Origin of the sequence: Paenibacillus sp. YN15 (assembly GCF_003285005.1) — a bacterium.
Classification (GTDB): domain Bacteria; phylum Bacillota; class Bacilli; order Paenibacillales; family NBRC-103111; genus Paenibacillus_AR.
Genome location: NZ_QMFA01000037.1, coordinates 44,572 through 59,542, shown reverse-complemented (window position 1 = coordinate 59,542; position 14,971 = coordinate 44,572). Strand labels below are relative to the sequence as shown.

The 14,971-nt window shown below is 56.1% G+C and carries 17 protein-coding genes and 2 tRNA genes; 15 read left to right on the top strand and 4 right to left on the bottom strand.

Annotated features, from left to right (window positions below; genetic code table 11):
• Positions 1–186 precede the first annotated feature (186 nt).
• The 12 genes from DQG13_RS23450 to DQG13_RS23395 all read left to right on the top strand — a co-directional run bounded on the left by DQG13_RS23450 (position 187) and on the right by DQG13_RS23395 (position 7,335).
• Entirely contained in the window at positions 187–459 is a 273-nt protein-coding gene (locus DQG13_RS23450) for an HU family DNA-binding protein (RefSeq protein WP_113022605.1), read from the top strand.
• A gap of 219 nt (positions 460–678) precedes the next feature.
• A tRNA-Pro gene (locus DQG13_RS23445) sits at positions 679–755 on the top strand.
• Between the two features lie 93 nt (positions 756–848).
• Complete coding sequence (locus tag DQG13_RS23440) at positions 849–1,154, top strand: hypothetical protein (RefSeq protein WP_113022604.1); 306 nt, start codon at positions 849–851, stop codon at positions 1,152–1,154.
• A gap of 108 nt (positions 1,155–1,262) precedes the next feature.
• A tRNA-Pro gene (locus DQG13_RS23435) sits at positions 1,263–1,339 on the top strand.
• A 121-nt stretch (positions 1,340–1,460) separates the two neighbouring features.
• Complete coding sequence (gene mtrB / locus DQG13_RS23430; protein WP_113022603.1) at positions 1,461–1,691, top strand: trp RNA-binding attenuation protein MtrB; 231 nt, start codon at positions 1,461–1,463, stop codon at positions 1,689–1,691.
• A 116-nt stretch (positions 1,692–1,807) separates the two neighbouring features.
• Positions 1,808–2,320, top strand: coding sequence for a hypothetical protein (locus tag DQG13_RS23425; RefSeq protein ID WP_113022602.1), 513 nt, complete (start codon positions 1,808–1,810; stop codon positions 2,318–2,320).
• A gap of 106 nt (positions 2,321–2,426) precedes the next feature.
• Entirely contained in the window at positions 2,427–3,296 is an 870-nt protein-coding gene (locus DQG13_RS23420) for a heptaprenyl diphosphate synthase component 1 (protein WP_181592955.1), read from the top strand.
• 7 nt (positions 3,297–3,303) lie between these two features.
• Positions 3,304–4,047 (top strand): demethylmenaquinone methyltransferase, encoded by a 744-nt coding sequence (locus DQG13_RS23415; protein ID WP_113022600.1) that lies wholly within the window; start codon positions 3,304–3,306, stop codon positions 4,045–4,047.
• Positions 4,037–4,903: a UbiA-like polyprenyltransferase gene (locus DQG13_RS23410; RefSeq protein WP_113022599.1), complete on the top strand. Its 867-nt coding sequence runs from the start codon at positions 4,037–4,039 to the stop codon at positions 4,901–4,903. Before DQG13_RS23415 ends, DQG13_RS23410 begins: the two co-directional genes overlap by 11 nt.
• The gene (locus tag DQG13_RS23405; protein WP_113022598.1) at positions 4,903–5,541 is read left to right on the top strand and encodes a UbiX family flavin prenyltransferase; all 639 of its coding nucleotides are present in this window, start codon (positions 4,903–4,905) and stop codon (positions 5,539–5,541) included. The genes DQG13_RS23410 and DQG13_RS23405 overlap by 1 nt, the downstream gene beginning before the upstream one ends.
• Positions 5,507–6,364, top strand: coding sequence for a menaquinone biosynthetic enzyme MqnA/MqnD family protein (locus tag DQG13_RS23400; RefSeq protein WP_113022597.1), 858 nt, complete (start codon positions 5,507–5,509; stop codon positions 6,362–6,364). The genes DQG13_RS23405 and DQG13_RS23400 overlap by 35 nt, the downstream gene beginning before the upstream one ends.
• Positions 6,361–7,335, top strand: coding sequence for a polyprenyl synthetase family protein (locus tag DQG13_RS23395; protein WP_113022596.1), 975 nt, complete (start codon positions 6,361–6,363; stop codon positions 7,333–7,335). The genes DQG13_RS23400 and DQG13_RS23395 overlap by 4 nt, the downstream gene beginning before the upstream one ends.
• Here DQG13_RS23395 and DQG13_RS23390 read toward each other — a convergent pair.
• Entirely contained in the window at positions 7,327–7,980 is a 654-nt protein-coding gene (locus DQG13_RS23390; protein WP_113022620.1) for a bifunctional 4-hydroxy-2-oxoglutarate aldolase/2-dehydro-3-deoxy-phosphogluconate aldolase, read from the bottom strand. The two genes, DQG13_RS23395 and DQG13_RS23390, sit on opposite strands and share 9 nt — an antisense overlap.
• 53 nt (positions 7,981–8,033) lie before the next feature.
• The gene (locus DQG13_RS23385; protein ID WP_181592954.1) at positions 8,034–8,954 is read right to left on the bottom strand and encodes a dihydrodipicolinate synthase family protein; all 921 of its coding nucleotides are present in this window, start codon (positions 8,952–8,954) and stop codon (positions 8,034–8,036) included.
• 181 nt (positions 8,955–9,135) lie between these two features.
• Here DQG13_RS23385 and DQG13_RS23380 point away from each other — a divergent pair, with 181 nt between their 5' ends.
• Entirely contained in the window at positions 9,136–9,933 is a 798-nt protein-coding gene (locus tag DQG13_RS23380) for an IclR family transcriptional regulator (protein ID WP_113022594.1), read from the top strand.
• A gap of 1 nt (position 9,934) precedes the next feature.
• Here the strand turns inward: DQG13_RS23380 and DQG13_RS23375 are convergent, their stop codons facing one another.
• Positions 9,935–11,572, bottom strand: a complete 1,638-nt coding sequence (locus DQG13_RS23375) for a response regulator transcription factor (RefSeq protein WP_113022593.1) — start codon at positions 11,570–11,572, stop codon at positions 9,935–9,937.
• Positions 11,547–13,307 (bottom strand): sensor histidine kinase, encoded by a 1,761-nt coding sequence (locus DQG13_RS23370; protein WP_113022592.1) that lies wholly within the window; start codon positions 13,305–13,307, stop codon positions 11,547–11,549. The genes DQG13_RS23375 and DQG13_RS23370 overlap by 26 nt, the downstream gene beginning before the upstream one ends.
• 185 nt (positions 13,308–13,492) lie before the next feature.
• Here DQG13_RS23370 and DQG13_RS30975 point away from each other — a divergent pair, with 185 nt between their 5' ends.
• Complete coding sequence (locus tag DQG13_RS30975) at positions 13,493–13,756, top strand: hypothetical protein (protein ID WP_181592953.1); 264 nt, start codon at positions 13,493–13,495, stop codon at positions 13,754–13,756.
• Complete coding sequence (locus DQG13_RS23365) at positions 13,707–14,948, top strand: cadherin-like beta sandwich domain-containing protein (RefSeq protein WP_181592952.1); 1,242 nt, start codon at positions 13,707–13,709, stop codon at positions 14,946–14,948. The genes DQG13_RS30975 and DQG13_RS23365 overlap by 50 nt, the downstream gene beginning before the upstream one ends.
• Positions 14,949–14,971 lie beyond the last annotated feature (23 nt).

The window sequence follows — 14,971 nt, the reverse complement described above, 5'->3', positions numbered from 1 at the left end:
GCTTTTTGCCTATTTATGGACAAATGCACGCAATTTGTCGTATCCGTAAGGGAAAACTTCATTTCTCGACTTGAAATTGGACCGATGGTGTATTACTATAAATTTGTTCGTTTTTATTCAATGGACACGTATAATTCCGAAAGAATCGGTAAACACATGTAATATACCGGGGGGAGGTGAATATGCATGAATAAATCCGATTTGATCGCCAAGGTTGCAGAAAGCTCCGAACTGTCCAAGAAGGACGCTACGAAAGCTGTCGAAGCGGTATTCGAGGCCATCACCGAAGCGCTGCAAAGCGGCGACAAAGTTCAGCTTGTTGGATTTGGCAACTTTGAGGTGCGTGAGCGTTCCGCTCGCAAGGGCAGAAACCCGCAAACCGGCAAGGAAATCGACATTCCCGCAAGCAAGGTGACTTCCTTCAAACCCGGCAAAGCTCTGAGAGACGGTGTTCAATAAGCTCCCGTACATAGATGCTTTATTCGGAAGAGACAGGCCGTGGAATCTGATTATCGGATTCTTCGGCTTTTTTAGCGCCTTCCGGCGGTGCTGGCCGAAAAGTCTGATTTGTCCTGAATTGTCTGACTTTAAAAAAGTGATATCCAAAAGGTTGACATGCTGTGCGAAATAAGGTAAAGTAATTTTTGCCGCCGGGAAATGGCGGGCGCGGGAAGGTATCGGGGTATAGCGCAGCCTGGTAGCGCGCACCCTTGGGGTGGGTGAGGTCGCACGTTCAAATCGTGTTACTCCGACCATGTGAAGAAGACATCGTTAACTGCGATGTCTTTTTTCTTTGTCTGCGGTGCCTTTTGCTGGTATAATCATGTTGCGGACAAGAAGGAGTTGCGATGAAGGACATGAGTCAATTTATGGAAAAAATCATGGGCCGAATGGATCAGCAGGAGCAGATGCTGACTACCCTGATTCAAATGCAGGGGGCAACGAACAGGCATATTGAGGAATTGCAGCAGGACATGACCGTACTGAAACAGGAAGTGTCACTCTCAAAAGCGGATACAGCTGCAACCAAGGACCTGCTGCATACCTTTCGCAGTGAAACCAACATCAATTTCGGCAAGCTGGAGCGGCGGATTAAATTGATAGAGGCTGACTTGGACGCAACCATGGTACAGGTGGAACAATTGCACAATTAGGAAACGGCCCGGAAATATGAAGAAATATGGAATTCCCCCTTTACAAATCATTAAAAACCGAATATAATCATTTTTGCCGCCGAAAAATGGGCGGAAGCAACAGGGTATCGGGGTATAGCGCAGCCTGGTAGCGCGCACCCTTGGGGTGGGTGAGGTCGCACGTTCAAATCGTGTTACTCCGACCATATGAAGAAGACATCGTTAACTGCGATGTCTTTTTTCTTTCTCCCGGGGTTTGACAGGAGAGGGACAATCAAGCATCATAAGAGTAAGAGCATAGGAAGCTTTTAGAGGAGGTCCAAGCAGATGGACAAGGAAGAGACGCAGAGCGGAGAATATTTCGTAGTGAAGGCCAAGGACAACGGTGTGCATGTCATCGGATTGACCAGAGGGCAAGACACCCGCTTTCACCATACGGAAAAGCTGGACAAGGGCGAAGTGATGATTGCCCAGTTTACGGATCACACCTCCGCGGTGAAGGTCCGTGGCAAAGCGATAATCTGGACAAAATACGGAATTGTGGATACAGAAGAATAAGAACCGGGGATGATTTTAGGGATAAGCAGGCATAGCCTGCTTTTTTCTTTTGTACAATGGAAAGGAGGACCATGAATCGGCCGGGCCTTGTTTCCGGCGGCGGGAGTTGATGAGCGATGAAGCTTGCGAAGGGCATGGCCGCGGCGCTGCTGCTGTCTCTGGGAATTGCCTGGGGGCTGTCCTGGCTCCCCCAAGGGGGATCGCAGGCGGACCCGGTATTCAGGCCCGGAGGAGCGGGTTATCTGACGGAGACCAATCTGGTGGACGCATTGGCGTCCGTCCCCCTGGACCTGCAAATAGCCAGCGCCAATCTCCAGCACGGGATGCTGTCGGTGGATCTTTTTTTGCCGAAGGGTGTGAGCGGGGAAAGATTCGTCTATCATGATTTGTATGGGCTCTTCGCCTTCTCCTGGAATTCCACCGCCAATGTAAACCATCTGCTGGTGCGGGTGCTGCAGCCAAACAACGGCGACCGGCACTCCAAGGAGCTGCTGCTGGCCATGGAGGCCAAACGCAGCCAATGGAACAGGGAGCTGCTGCCTATGGACAGTCCCGTTTCCCTGTTCAAAAGCGAGCTGGAGAAGCAGGGGAATTTCAGCTATACTCCCGTTTGGATGAAGCAAAACTGATCGCCGCCACAAAATATTCACGAAATCGTGCGGTCAATTGCAGGTTATGCTATAATTAAATGCTGTAGATTTGAGTGTGATTTTCATCATGTTCGGAGGCAACCGGATGAATTCATTTCACCTGCCAGAGTTGGCAAAGCAATATACACAGTACGATATGATCCGGCTTCACACGGATGTGCCCGACTTCCCGGAGGCGCGCTCCAGGCTGCTTCTGGCCTTTCTTAAGGAATCCGGAAATGCGGGGAAGGCGGCGGAAAACCTGACGCTGGCCGTAGCCCTGGTGCAAATGGGCATTGATATCCATGAGATGGTCTCCGTGTCCAATCAGGTGAAAGAAAAGAAAGCTGTCCGTTCCCGCCAATTGAAGGTATTGGCGGGCGATTATTTCAGCTCGGGATATTACCAGCTTCTGTCCGAAGCCGGGCAGATTGAGATGGTGGAGCAGATTGCCGGTTCCATATGTGAGGTCAACCGTCTCAAAATGACCCTGTATGCCCGCATCCAGCAAATGAAGCTCACGGCTGACGAGTATTTGCAGCGGATGACGGTCATCCGCGCCCAGCTGTTCGCCCGCTTTGACCACCTGATGAAAAACGGGCTGGGCAAGGCGTGGCACGGCATCCTGGAAAGCTTCGCCTGCTGCGAGCTGCTGGCGGACGAGCTGGACCATTGCGGCAACCCGGACAAGTTTTGGGACAGCTGGGCGTATTGGCGGATCAGGGAGCAGGGATATGCGGAGGCGCTCCGTCAGCTGGAGTCTTCTGCGGACAGGAAGGAGCAAGTCGCCAGCTTGATGCAGAAATGCAGGATCAAGGAACAGCTCCTGCAGCTGCTCGATGAGCAGGTGGGTTATTTGTACGAAAAGGCAAAGCTACTGGATTCGGACAGACTGATGCAGGAGCTGCTGCAGACCGGGGACCCTTTTCTCCGTATGGTGCGGCAGCCGCCGGCTGCTGGAGGAGCGATGAGGTGACGAGCGGATGAATTCCACCCAAACCAAGGAAAAGTTTGTGCATGAGGTCTTTGAAAGCATCGCCCCCAAGTATGATTTGATGAATGATGTGCTGAGCTTCCGGCGGCATAAGGCCTGGCGCAAACGAACCATGAAGCGGATGGCCATGAAGCCGGGGGATACGGCCATCGACCTGTGCTGCGGAACCTGCGACTGGACCATTGCCATGGCCCAGGCCAGCGGCTCCGGGCGGATTGTCGGGCTTGATTTCAGCAGGAACATGCTGGAGCTGGGCAGGCGGAAGGTGCAGGAGATGGGGCTGGAGCGGCAGGTTGACCTGATCGAAGGCAACGCCATGGCGCTTCCCTTCCCGGACAATACCTTCGATTACGCCACCATCGGCTTCGCTCTCCGCAATGTGCCCGATCTGGTGCAGGTGATTAAGGAGATGCGGCGGGTGGTGAAGCCCGGCGGAATGGTGGTTTCTCTGGAATTGTCCAAGCCCGTCTGGCAGCCCTTCAAGTCCATTTATTATTTTTACTTCCAGAGAATTCTTCCCTTGCTGGGCCGGCTGTTGGCCAAGCGGTACGAGCAGTACAAGTGGCTGCCGGAATCATTGATTCATTTTCCCGATCATCAGGAATTGGCGCGAATCTTCCGGGAATGCGGTCTGACCCGGGTGGAAGCCCGGCCCTTCACCGGCGGCATCGCCGCTCTTCATCTGGGAATCAAATCCGGTGAGGAAGGAGGGGGCGCGGCGTATGTGGAATAAAATCAAGATTTTCCTGGAGATGATTAAATTTGAGCATACCGTGTTCGCCTTGCCTTTCGCGTATATGGGCGCTCTGCTGGGCTCAATGATGGTAAACGGCCACTTGCCTTCATGGGGCCAGATCGGCTGGGTGACGCTGGCCATGGTGGGCGCCCGGACGGCGGCCATGAGCCTCAACCGGGTCATTGACAAGGCCATTGACGCCAGGAATCCCAGAACCCGGAACCGGGCCATTCCCGCCGGTCTAATCAGCTCCGCGGAAGTGATTTTGTTTATTGCGGTCTCATTCGCCTTATTATTCTGGGCCAGCTCCCAACTGAACTCATTATGCGTCAAGCTGCTTCCCATCGCCGTCTTTTTCCTGGTCTTTTACTCGTATACCAAACGGTTTACCTGGCTGTGCCACATTATCCTCGGTTTAACCATCGCCCTTGCGCCTCTGGGCGGCTGGGTGGCGGTAACCGGCAGGATCGACTGGACATCCATGATATTCTATCTGACGGTGGCTTGCTGGACGGCAGGTTTCGATGTCATTTACGCCTGCCAGGATATCGAATATGACCGCTCCGCCGGTCTGCATTCCATTCCCGCCCGGTTCGGCATTGCCAAGGCGCTCTTGATCTCCAGAGGGCTGCATGTGCTGACCGCCATCGGTTTTGCCACGCTGTATATGATTACCGATTTGAGCTGGGTATTTTTTGCGGGACTCATTATTGCGTATGTGATTCTGTATTATGAGCATCACCTGGTCAAACCCCATGATCTTAGCAAGCTGAATACGGCATTCTTCACCATGAACGGCATTCTGAGCATGCTCGTATTCGCATTTACCTTATTCGATATGGTGGTGCACTGATGGCAAAGGCAAGGAAGCCGTGGATCGTCGGCATAACGGGGGCAAGCGGTGTGGTATACGGCGTGGAGCTGTGCCGCGAGCTGCTCCGGCAGGGGATTCAGGTGCATCTGATTGTAACGGATGCAGGATGGCGGGTGCTGAAGGACGAGCTGGGCTGGAACACGTCGGACCGCACAGCGGAGCTTGGACGGCGGCTGGACCCGGCAGACGGATTGCTTACCCTGCATCCGGTCCGCGATGTGGGCGCCGCCGTAGCCAGCGGCTCCTTCCTTACATCCGGCATGGTCATCGTCCCCTGCTCCATGGGAACCTTGTCCGCCGTGGCCAGGGGAGCATCCGACAATCTGCTGGAGCGTGCGGCGGACGTGGTGCTGAAGGAGGGGCGGCCCCTCCTTCTGGTGCCGCGGGAAACCCCCTTGCATGCGATTCATCTGGAGAATATGTTAATTCTCGCCCGGAGCGGTGTGAAGATTATTCCCGCTATGCCGGGCTTTTACCACCAGCCCCGGACTCTGGAGGATATGGTCCGATTCCTGGTGGGGAAAATCCTGGACATGATGGATGTCGAACACGATATGTATACAAGATGGGGAGCGCATACAAATGAATCCATATCCGATACGGATCGGCCGTATTGATTACACCAATGTGTGGCCGATCTTTCATCACTTTCCGGAAAGTCAATTCGCCGGCAGAGTGGAGCTGGTCCGCCAGGTTCCTGCCAGTCTGAACCGGGCTATGGCGGAAGGAACGGTAGCCATGGGGCCCATCTCCAGCTTCGCTTACGGGGAGCATGGGGATGAATATGTGCTGCTGCCGGACCTGTCCGTCAGCGCCTGGGGGCCGGTAAATTCCATCCTGCTGTTCCACCGGAAGCCGCTCGCCGAGCTTGCAAACGGCAGGGTTGCGCTGGTAAATACCTCGGCCACCTCCGTAAATTTGCTAAAGATCATCCTGGAGCATTATTATAAAGGGACACCCTCCTACTTCTCCTCGCCCCCGGATCTGGACGCCATGATGAAGGAAGCCGACGGCGCTCTCCTCATCGGAGATGACGCCATCCGGGCCAGTTGGCAGGATCACGGGTATCTGATGACGGATCTTGGCCAGGAATGGAACCGGCTAACCGGGCAGTGGATGTCCTTTGCCGTCTGGGCGATCCGGGAGGATGCGGTCCGGCAATATCCGGAGCTGATCCGCGAGGTGTATGAATCCTTTGTGGAGAGCAAGGAGAAGGGCTTGAAGGACGCCTCCGGCATGATCAGCCTGGCAGTGGCCACGGTAGGCGGAACTGAGGCCTATTGGGACCGCTACTTCCGCCAGTTGGCCTACGATTTTGCAGAGGCCCAGTGGAAGGGATTGTCGCTGTATTTCAGGCTGGCTGCAGAGCTTGGGCTTTTGGACAAACAGCCGGCTATCCGGATCTGGAAGGAAAATACCCTAATGCAGGTGAAGGAATGAAAATAGTCGACATTTATGCCCGCTTAAAAAAAGATTTGAACCAAATAGAAAAAGAACTGGACCGCTCCGTCCGTTCGGAGCATGTCCAGTTAAGCGAAGCCTCCCTGCATCTGCTGAAGGCGGGGGGCAAGCGGCTGCGCCCGGTGTTTGTCCTGCTGTCCGGCCAGTTCGGACGCTACGACATGGACAGGCTGAAGAATATAGCCGTATCGATGGAGCTGATCCATATGGCGTCGCTGGTGCATGACGATGTCATCGACGACGCGGATACCCGCCGCGGCCAGCCCACCGTCCGCGCCAAGTGGGATAACCGGGTGGCCATGTATACGGGGGACTATATTTTTGCCAGGGCGCTGGAGGTGATTACCAAGCTGCCCGATCCCCGGATTCACCGGTCCATGTCCTCCGCATTGGTGGAGATGAGCATCGGCGAAATGGAGCAAATCCGGCTGTTCTTCCATTCCGGCCAGCGGGTGAGGGATTACTTGCTGCGCATCAAGCGGAAGACGGCCTTGCTGATCGCCATAAGCTGCCAATTGGGCGCGCTGGCTGCCGAGGCCGGCGACCTGATCAGCCAGCGGCTCTGGCGTTACGGGTATTACGTAGGCATGGCCTTTCAAATCCGGGACGATGTGCTGGATTTAAGCGGGACGGAGGAGCAGATCGGCAAACCGCCGGGCAGCGACATCCGCCAGGGCAATATCACTCTTCCCGTGATCTATGCCCTCCGGGAGGAAACCTCCAATGTGGAGCTTCTGACAGAGGTGGAGCGCATCCAGGCCGCCGACGGCCAAACGGATATCAGCCGGTTTTTGGAGCTCATCCTGAACAGCGAAGGTGTGCGGCATGCAGAAGCCTTGGCGGAGCGGTACATCCGCAAAGCCATTGAGGCCCTTGCGCCCCTGCCGGATGGACGCCACAAGGAGGATTTGATCCGCATCGCCCATTTTGTGGGCAACCGTTCATATTAGGTCCTGTCCGGAACGGGCAGCAGCAATAGCCTCTACATACTTGCGCGCTTTTGCCTCCAGATGGGCCAGACTATCCTGGTCCTTCCCCGCTCCGGGGCTGTAAAGAGCGCTTCCCAAGCCTGCAGCCGCGGCTCCCGCACGCACATATTCCCCGATGTTGGACAGGCCGACTCCGCCTGTAGGCATCAGGGGGATCTGCGGGAGAGGCCCGTGGATATCCTTGATATAGGAGGGGCCAAGAGGGCCTGCGGGAAAAACTTTAACTACATCAGCCCCCAGTTCATACGCTGCCAGAATTTCCCCGGGGGTCATGGCTCCGGGGATGCTTATGACCCCGTAGCGCTTGGTCAGAGTTACCGTCTCCGCCTTCAAGCTGGGAGACAGGATGAATTGCGCCCCCGACAGAATAGCCCCGCGGGCCGTTTCCGGGTCCAGCACCGTCCCCACCCCAACAATAAGATCATCGGGCATGGCCGCCCTGGCCTTCTCCACCAGCCCCATAATTCCCGGTGTTGCCGCTGTCAGCTCCAGCACCCGGATACCGCCGGCATACAAGGCCCGGATAACGGGCAGCGCCTCCTGGGGCGAGGCTCCCCGCACAATGGCCACTGCAAAATTCCGTTTGATTTCTTCTAACAGATTCATGCCCTTCCCTCCATCCCGCAGTTTCATTCCATTTTTTGGCTTCAGCCGGGGATTTACCGGCTCGGCTTCCAATGCAGCGCAAGCAAATCCAGATCCTTCAGCGTCTCCCAAACCTCATCGCGCGTGCGGGAATCCAGAGGCGCGTTGGGATTGCGGACATGGGAGGAGGCAATAACCCCGCCCTGCTGCAGAATTTCCTTATGGACCGCCATGGCATAACCCGGGAGTGTGCCGATCCGGATAAAGGGGAGGTACCGGTAGAAAATCCGCCGGGCCGAATCCCGGTCCCCGCTTTGGAAGGCCTTGTAAATCTGGACGCATACCTCCGGAAATTCGCAGGCCGGCATCGTCCCGACTGCGCCGCGCACCAGCTCCTCATAGAAGTACATGGCATTCATTCCTCCGAAAACAGCCAGCCTGCCCTCTGTCTGCTCCAGCACCTCGGTGATTTTCACGGTGGTTGGAGGCGCTTCCACCTTTACCATCGTAATATTCCCGAAGTCCTTGGACAAACGGGCCAATAAGGAAGCGGGAATGGACACACCGCTGGCATTGGGCGCGTCCTGAATCATAATCTCAATATCCACGGCCTTGGCGATGGCGGCAAAATAATCGTACAGCCGCGTTCCGTCCGCTTTTGCCATGTAAGGGGGAAGGACCATCAGGGCAGCCGCTCCCTGCTTCTGGGCCTGTTTGCTTAGCTGAACGGCAGCCTCGGCGCCTGTATGGCCGCTGCCAAAAATAAGCGGGACCCGTCCCTTCACCTCGTCCGAGACGATCTCGGCAATCCGCTGCCGTTCTTCCTCCAGAAGCGTGTACATTTCACTGGCCATGCCGAACAAAGCGATGCCGTCCACTCCCGCCGACAGCTGGAACCGGACCAGCTCCCGCAGACTGGCTTCATCCACCTCTCCACGGGTGTTGAAGGGTGTGGCAAGAATCGGGTAAATTCCTTCAAATTGTGTGCGAGCCATACTTAAAACCTCCCAAGTGATCATAATTTGCAATTTAATTCTATAATACAGAATATAATTTATCAATATGAAATTAAAGTGTTTATTTTACGCATTTCGTTTGTATGGCGCTTTTGGTTCATATATAATGATCTGGATCACTTACAGAGGCTTGTTTCAATGAAGAGGAGGGGTGTTGTAAATGAAGGAAGAAAAAAATACAGCTTTGCTGACGCAAAGCGTTACCCGGGCATTGGCGATTCTGTCCTGCTTCTCCGACGAGCAGCCGGAGGTGCGCATTATTGATGTGGCAAAGAAGCTGAATCTGACCCAAAGCAATGTTTCCCGCTTGCTGACTACCATGGTTTGTCTGGGCTTCGTGGAAAAGGACGAGTTTTCCGGCTTTTACCGTCTGGGCCCGGAAATCGTGTCCTTGGGAGGGATTGCTCTCAACCATTACGAGATCCGCAAGCAAGCCCTTCCCGAGCTGCATCAGTTGGAGAGCCGGCTGGGGCTTGGGGCCAATCTTGCCATCTTGAATAAGCAGCGGATTTTCTATCTGGCCCATGTGGACAGCCATCAATCTCCGCGCATGTACACGCTCATCGGGCGTTCAAACCCGCTGCATGCTACGGGAATCGGGAAGGTGCTTTTGGCTCATATGGAGGAGGGAAAGGCGGCAAGCCTTCTGAAGGAGGAGGAGCTGGTGGCGTATACGGACAAAACCATTACCGACCCGCTGCATCTTCTGGCCCAGCTGGAAACGGTGCGCAAGCAGGGCTATGCCATTGAGGATGAGGAGCTTGCTTTGGGGCGGGTCTGCCTGGCCTGCCCTGTCCGTGGGCGCACGGGCGGGGTGATTGCGGGAATCAGCCTGTCAGGGCCGGTAACGGAAATGAAGCTGGCCAGCCGGCAGACGGAGCTGGCGCAAATTCTCATCGAGACCACAGACCGGATTTCCATGAAGATGGGTTACATAACGGCGGGAAGCGGCAGATAAGCTATGGCTCGATGAAGGGCTGATGCGAATGCTTGAATTCGTTGGGGGTCAGTCCGGTGTATTTTTTGAACAGCGTGCAGAAATAGGAGTAGCTTCGAAACCCGATCTTCGACGCCAGCTCGTAATTCCGGTATTGGCCCGTCAGCAAATAATGCTTCGCCATCTCCATCCGCTGCTCCAGAATATAGTCGACGATGGAGACTCCCACCTCCTTGCGGAACAGCTGGCCCAGATAGGAGGGGCTCAGCTTCACCCGGCTGGCGATGAGCTCCACATTGAGGTCCTCGTTCAGATGCGTCTTGATGTATTGCACCGCGGCGGAGAGCTCATGCCGCAGATGGATGGACTGGGACTGCCGTTTGCGATACTCGGCGGCTTGATAAGAAACCGTTTCCAGCATGCGGTTGAAGGAGGATTCGCCGTGCAGGGACGGGGAGACGCCCGGCGAGCGCTTCGGCTTCGGCTCCGGCATGGACGCAGCCGCGCCGGGTGAGGCATCCGTCAAATACCGCAGCAGGCTCTCCAGCCATTCCGCGGCGAAGGACGGCTCCGGCCTGTAGGTCAGAAATTCCTTCCGGACGGCCGAAACCCATCCCTCCGGCTTATCGTCGAATCCGCGGGCGATGTCCTCGAACCGTTCCTCCAGCTTCTGCAGAATCTTGGAAGGGACGGTGCGGAAGGGAACAATCTGGTCGCTCCATACCGGCTCGGCGCCGTCCGAATAGAAATGATGGACCCGCTGCTTCACCGTCTCCTTGTACATTTGGCAGATGAAGGAGACGGAGGAGAAGGGGCGGCTGACGGTAACCGATAAGCGGATTTTCATATATTGGCCCAGCGGCTTGGAAATTTTCCTGAGCAGCAGGGTAATGTTCTCCTTACTGAGGGCATCGCAAGCTGTGCGCTGTCCCGTCAGGATCAGAACGAACCGGCCAAAGGCAACGGGGAACAGCTCGAACCGGCCGGGAATTTCCGTCTGGGCGCACTCTCTTACGATTTCCAGCATGCTGAATTCGATGAGCGAACGGTCCTTGCTGGGATACCGCTGCTCGAAGGCTGCCAGCTCATCCACGGAGCAGTCCAGAAGCAGGTATGCCGGACGGTGAAGATCCACTCCAAGCCTGTCCCCGGAGGCAAGAATTTCTTCCGGGCGGGACAGCAGCGAGGAGAGGATGTCCTCGAAAAATTTTTGCCGCAGCGGATATTGGTAGTTTTGCACCAGAGCCTTATGGCTTTGTTCGCTGACGGTCAAGCGGTTAGCCTTGTCATGCTCCTCGCTGGCGCGCTGCAGCGCCGTCCGCAGCTCCTCGGCGGAGATGGGAGCCTTCAGGATGTAGCCGTCCGCCCCCTTGCGGATAGCCTCCTGGGCATAGGCGAAATCGCGGTGGGCGGTTAAGACGATGCAGCGGATATGAGGATGCTCTTCCCGGATGCGGCGGAGCACCTCCAATCCGTCCATAAGCGGCATGGTAATGTCCAGAAGCAGAATGTCCGGCTTTAGCGACCGGCAGCATTCCAGCGCCTCCGCGCCGTTCTCCGCTTCCCCCGCGATGGCGTAGCCCCATTCCTTCCAGGGAAATTGGGAACGAATATGCTGCCGGGTCATCCACTCGTCATCCACAATCAAGATTCGTTTCATCGGTTTCCACCCCCAGATGTATCAAAATTCTTGTTCCCTCATCAGGCGCGCTTTCGATCTGCAGCTCGTAGCCGCCGCCGAACATCATCTGCAGCCTGCGGTGCACATTGGAGAGGCCGATGCCGTGGCCGTTGGAGGAGTCCTCCGTCAGGCTGGGGCCGTAGGCCGGGTGCCGGGCCAGGCGCTTCTCGATCTCCATCCGCACATCCTCCGTCATCCCTCTTCCGTTATCTTCGATCATAATATCCCAGCCGTCCGGACCGCTGGTAGTTCCGATGAACAGCACTCCGTTTGCATGCGAGGAAGCAAGGCCGTGAAAGATGCTGTTCTCCACGAGAGGCTGAAGCACAAACTTTGGCAGGCGGCGCTCCATCGTGAGAGGGTCCAGGTCCATATGGAATGTAAATTTGTCCGGATAACGGACCTTCATCAGGTGGATGTAGCTTTCCAGAGCGCCGATTTCCTCGCGGAGCGTAACCGGACCGGGATTGGCCTTCAGGGAATAATCCAGCTGCGCCGTCAGGAAAGAGATCAACTGGTCGACCTTGGCGTACTCGCCGGTTCTCGCGGCCATGCTGATGGTATTCAAGGTATTGAACAGAAAGTGGGGCTTGATCTGCGCTTGCAGAGCGAGCATATCCGACAGCTGCTTCTGCTTCTCCGTATCCTTAAGATCGGCGATCAGCTCGCGGATGCGCGTGGTCATCCGGTTGAAGTGGGTGGCCAGCAGGCCCAATTCATCCTGCCGGTTCATGCGGATGGACGTATCCAGACGCCCGGCGCTGACGGCACTCATGGAATCGGCGATGACGCGCACCGGACGGCTGATCAGGAGGGAGATGGTATAAGCCATGCCCACGGACAGCAAAAGCGACACCAGGCCAAGCGCCCATGTGAAGGAGAGGGTTTTTTGCAGCGGCTGGAGCAGCGCCGTTTTGTCCAGAATCCAGACCACATCCCATCCGACGATGGGGTTGGTCGCTCTGGTCAGGACCAAGCTATGCCCGGCGGCCGTTTGCCGTTCGGCTTGGCGCCAGCCGCCTTCAAACCAGCCGGTTTCGACGCCGTTTAAGCGGTAGGATTTGTTGAAGACATCATATTGGGCAAAAGGGGGACGCCCGAACACCGGCTGATGCTGGGCATCCAGCAGGACGAATTCGCCGCTCACCTGATTCGGGGCTTGGGGAAGCATGGATTCATACAGCCGGTCCAGATAAAGATCCAGTAGGATAAGCTTGTCACCCCCTGCGGAAGGAAGCTTCATGGCCGCCGTGACCGTATAGTTGGACGCGATGGAGAAGTACGGGCCGATCCAATATACTGTTCCGTTCAGCCGAACCTGCTCCATCTCCTTGGCAAGAACGGGGTTGTCGAGAAGCGCCCACTGCACGTAGGAGGTGCTGGCCGACAGGCTTCCTTGCTCCAGCAGATGGATGTTGTATACATTGGGCAAATAGGGGAGCAGGCTGTCGTTGAACCAGTCGATGATCTCCTCGCTGGAGCCGGACTGGAAGCGGCTGTCCGCTCCGATGGTGATGAACAGATTGCGGATATGCTCCAGTGTAATTTTCAAATAATCATTGGATTTATTGGCGATTTGCGATGCGTATTCATATTGGGCGTCCAGCAGGGAAGCGGAGGAATGCCGGTAATAGCGGTAGCCAAGGATCAGGATAATCGATTCCACCATGACGAAGGTGATGATGAATACTTTCACAGCGATGCGGCGCTTCATATGGCGAACCTCCACGGATGTCCGTTTTCCTCTATATTATAGACGAACGAAAGTCGAATGTTACCGAATTTTGCAGCTTCGTTAATATTTGAAGCTTTTTCAGAGATATTGAACGGTCATCCTCCTCTGCGCTATGGATAATGAGGGTAGCGCAGCTATATTCAACCAAGCAAGGGGGATATCCGATGAAACGGATGGCAAGAAGAATGATGGCCGGCACGCTGGCAATGCTGCTTCTGGCGGGGCAATGGACGGCAGGGGCCGGGAGGGCGGCGGAAGGGGTGACCGGCGCGGGAGAAACAGTTTTGGAAACCATCATCATCGACAATGACAGAACCGGCGCTCCCAATACGCCGGGGGGGAGCGCCGACAACAACGAAGGGCTTCTTCCAATCCGGCATGTCCGCCGGAGGGTACAACGCGCTTGCCTATGCAGGAGGCACTCATAACGCCAACAACAATACGGCGTACGCCATGTATACGCCCTCCGAGAGCGGAGAGAGCTTCGTTATCGGGACGTACCGGGTATCGGTTTGGATTTTTCAGCGGGCTTCGACGGAGGCCCTTCTGCTGACCGAAGTATACCGCAACGGCGAAGTGGCGCGGGCGTCCTTTCCCAACAAAGCGCCTGCAGGCGGCTGGGTGGAGCTGGGAGTCTTCGATTTCCAAGGTTCGGGAACGGAATATGTAAAGCTGTTGCGGGACCCAACGGGACCGACAGGATACTTCAATGCGGATTCCGTAAGGTTCGAGCGGCTGCCGTCCCGCATATCCTCGCTCCGTGATTTAAGCGTCGGCGGCATCTCGGTTTACCGGCCGGGGGTTACGGAATTTACCTATAATGCCGGCTACGAAACAAGCTTCATCACCTTGACGCCGACGGCCGCAGATCCCAAGGCTGTGGTGGAGGTGAACGGAGCCGTGTTGGAGCAGGGCCAAACCAGCGGCCCGATCCCGCTGGAGATCGGCGAGAATTGGATTCCGGTGGATGTCACCGCCGAGAATCCGGATTATTCCCAGAGGTATATGGTGAAGGTGAAGCGCTCGTCCGGGACAAGCACGGATGCAGATCTGAGCGGTGTGCTGCTGGATGGAGGGGCGCTAACCGGCTTCGACCCGACCGTGACGTCTTATACCTATACCGTCCGTCATAACACAGCCGCGGTTTCCGTTGCGCCGATTCCTTCCCATCCCCAGGCCACCGTTAAGGTTAACGGCGCGGAGGCCGACGGAGCGGATATGCCGGTTGCCGTCCCCCTGAACGAGGGAGCAAATGAGGTGCGGATCGAGGTAATCGCCCAGGACCCGGCTTATACCAAGACCTATGCTTTAAACGTGATTCGGCAAAAGGCGGATGCCACGCTGAAGCGGCTGCTGATTGACGGAGCGCAGCCGACACGCGGCTACCAGGTGGGAGGCGGCCAGAATCAGTCGCCGGGCTTCGAGCCGGATGTAACCGATTATGTCCACGCGGCGCCGGTGGGGGCGGAAGGTGTTGTCATATCGGCCGAACCCGGGGATGTGAACGCGGAGGTGCGCATCAACGGCGCAAGCTTGGGGGAAGGCAGGGAGAGCTACACGGCGGCCATACCTGTGGGACCACGCCAACGGCGGAAGAAGCAGGGAATCACGAGCATCTGACCGTCTGGTTCATCGGAGACGAT

Excerpts from the sequence above, each read along its gene's own strand:
- DQG13_RS23410 (WP_113022599.1), top strand. The coding sequence starts at position 4,037 with ATGTGGAATAAAATCAAGATTTTCCTGGAGATGATTAAATTTGAGCAT.
- DQG13_RS23400 (WP_113022597.1), top strand. The coding sequence starts at position 5,507 with ATGAATCCATATCCGATACGGATCGGCCGTATTGATTACACCAATGTG.
- DQG13_RS23370 (WP_113022592.1), bottom strand. The coding sequence starts at position 13,307 with ATGAAGCGCCGCATCGCTGTGAAAGTATTCATCATCACCTTCGTCATG.
- DQG13_RS23395 (WP_113022596.1), top strand. The coding sequence starts at position 6,361 with ATGAAAATAGTCGACATTTATGCCCGCTTAAAAAAAGATTTGAACCAA.
- DQG13_RS23380 (WP_113022594.1), top strand. The coding sequence starts at position 9,136 with ATGAAGGAAGAAAAAAATACAGCTTTGCTGACGCAAAGCGTTACCCGG.
- DQG13_RS23385 (WP_181592954.1), bottom strand. The coding sequence starts at position 8,954 with ATGGCTCGCACACAATTTGAAGGAATTTACCCGATTCTTGCCACACCC.
- mtrB (WP_113022603.1), top strand. The coding sequence starts at position 1,461 with ATGGACAAGGAAGAGACGCAGAGCGGAGAATATTTCGTAGTGAAGGCC.
- DQG13_RS23450 (WP_113022605.1), top strand. The coding sequence starts at position 187 with ATGAATAAATCCGATTTGATCGCCAAGGTTGCAGAAAGCTCCGAACTG.
- DQG13_RS23365 (WP_181592952.1), top strand. The coding sequence starts at position 13,707 with ATGTCCGCCGGAGGGTACAACGCGCTTGCCTATGCAGGAGGCACTCAT.
- DQG13_RS23390 (WP_113022620.1), bottom strand. The coding sequence starts at position 7,980 with ATGAATCTGTTAGAAGAAATCAAACGGAATTTTGCAGTGGCCATTGTG.
- DQG13_RS23425 (WP_113022602.1), top strand. The coding sequence starts at position 1,808 with ATGAAGCTTGCGAAGGGCATGGCCGCGGCGCTGCTGCTGTCTCTGGGA.
- DQG13_RS30975 (WP_181592953.1), top strand. The coding sequence starts at position 13,493 with ATGAAACGGATGGCAAGAAGAATGATGGCCGGCACGCTGGCAATGCTG.
- DQG13_RS23440 (WP_113022604.1), top strand. The coding sequence starts at position 849 with ATGAAGGACATGAGTCAATTTATGGAAAAAATCATGGGCCGAATGGAT.
- DQG13_RS23405 (WP_113022598.1), top strand. The coding sequence starts at position 4,903 with ATGGCAAAGGCAAGGAAGCCGTGGATCGTCGGCATAACGGGGGCAAGC.
- DQG13_RS23420 (WP_181592955.1), top strand. The coding sequence starts at position 2,427 with ATGAATTCATTTCACCTGCCAGAGTTGGCAAAGCAATATACACAGTAC.
- DQG13_RS23375 (WP_113022593.1), bottom strand. The coding sequence starts at position 11,572 with ATGAAACGAATCTTGATTGTGGATGACGAGTGGATGACCCGGCAGCAT.
- DQG13_RS23415 (WP_113022600.1), top strand. The coding sequence starts at position 3,304 with ATGAATTCCACCCAAACCAAGGAAAAGTTTGTGCATGAGGTCTTTGAA.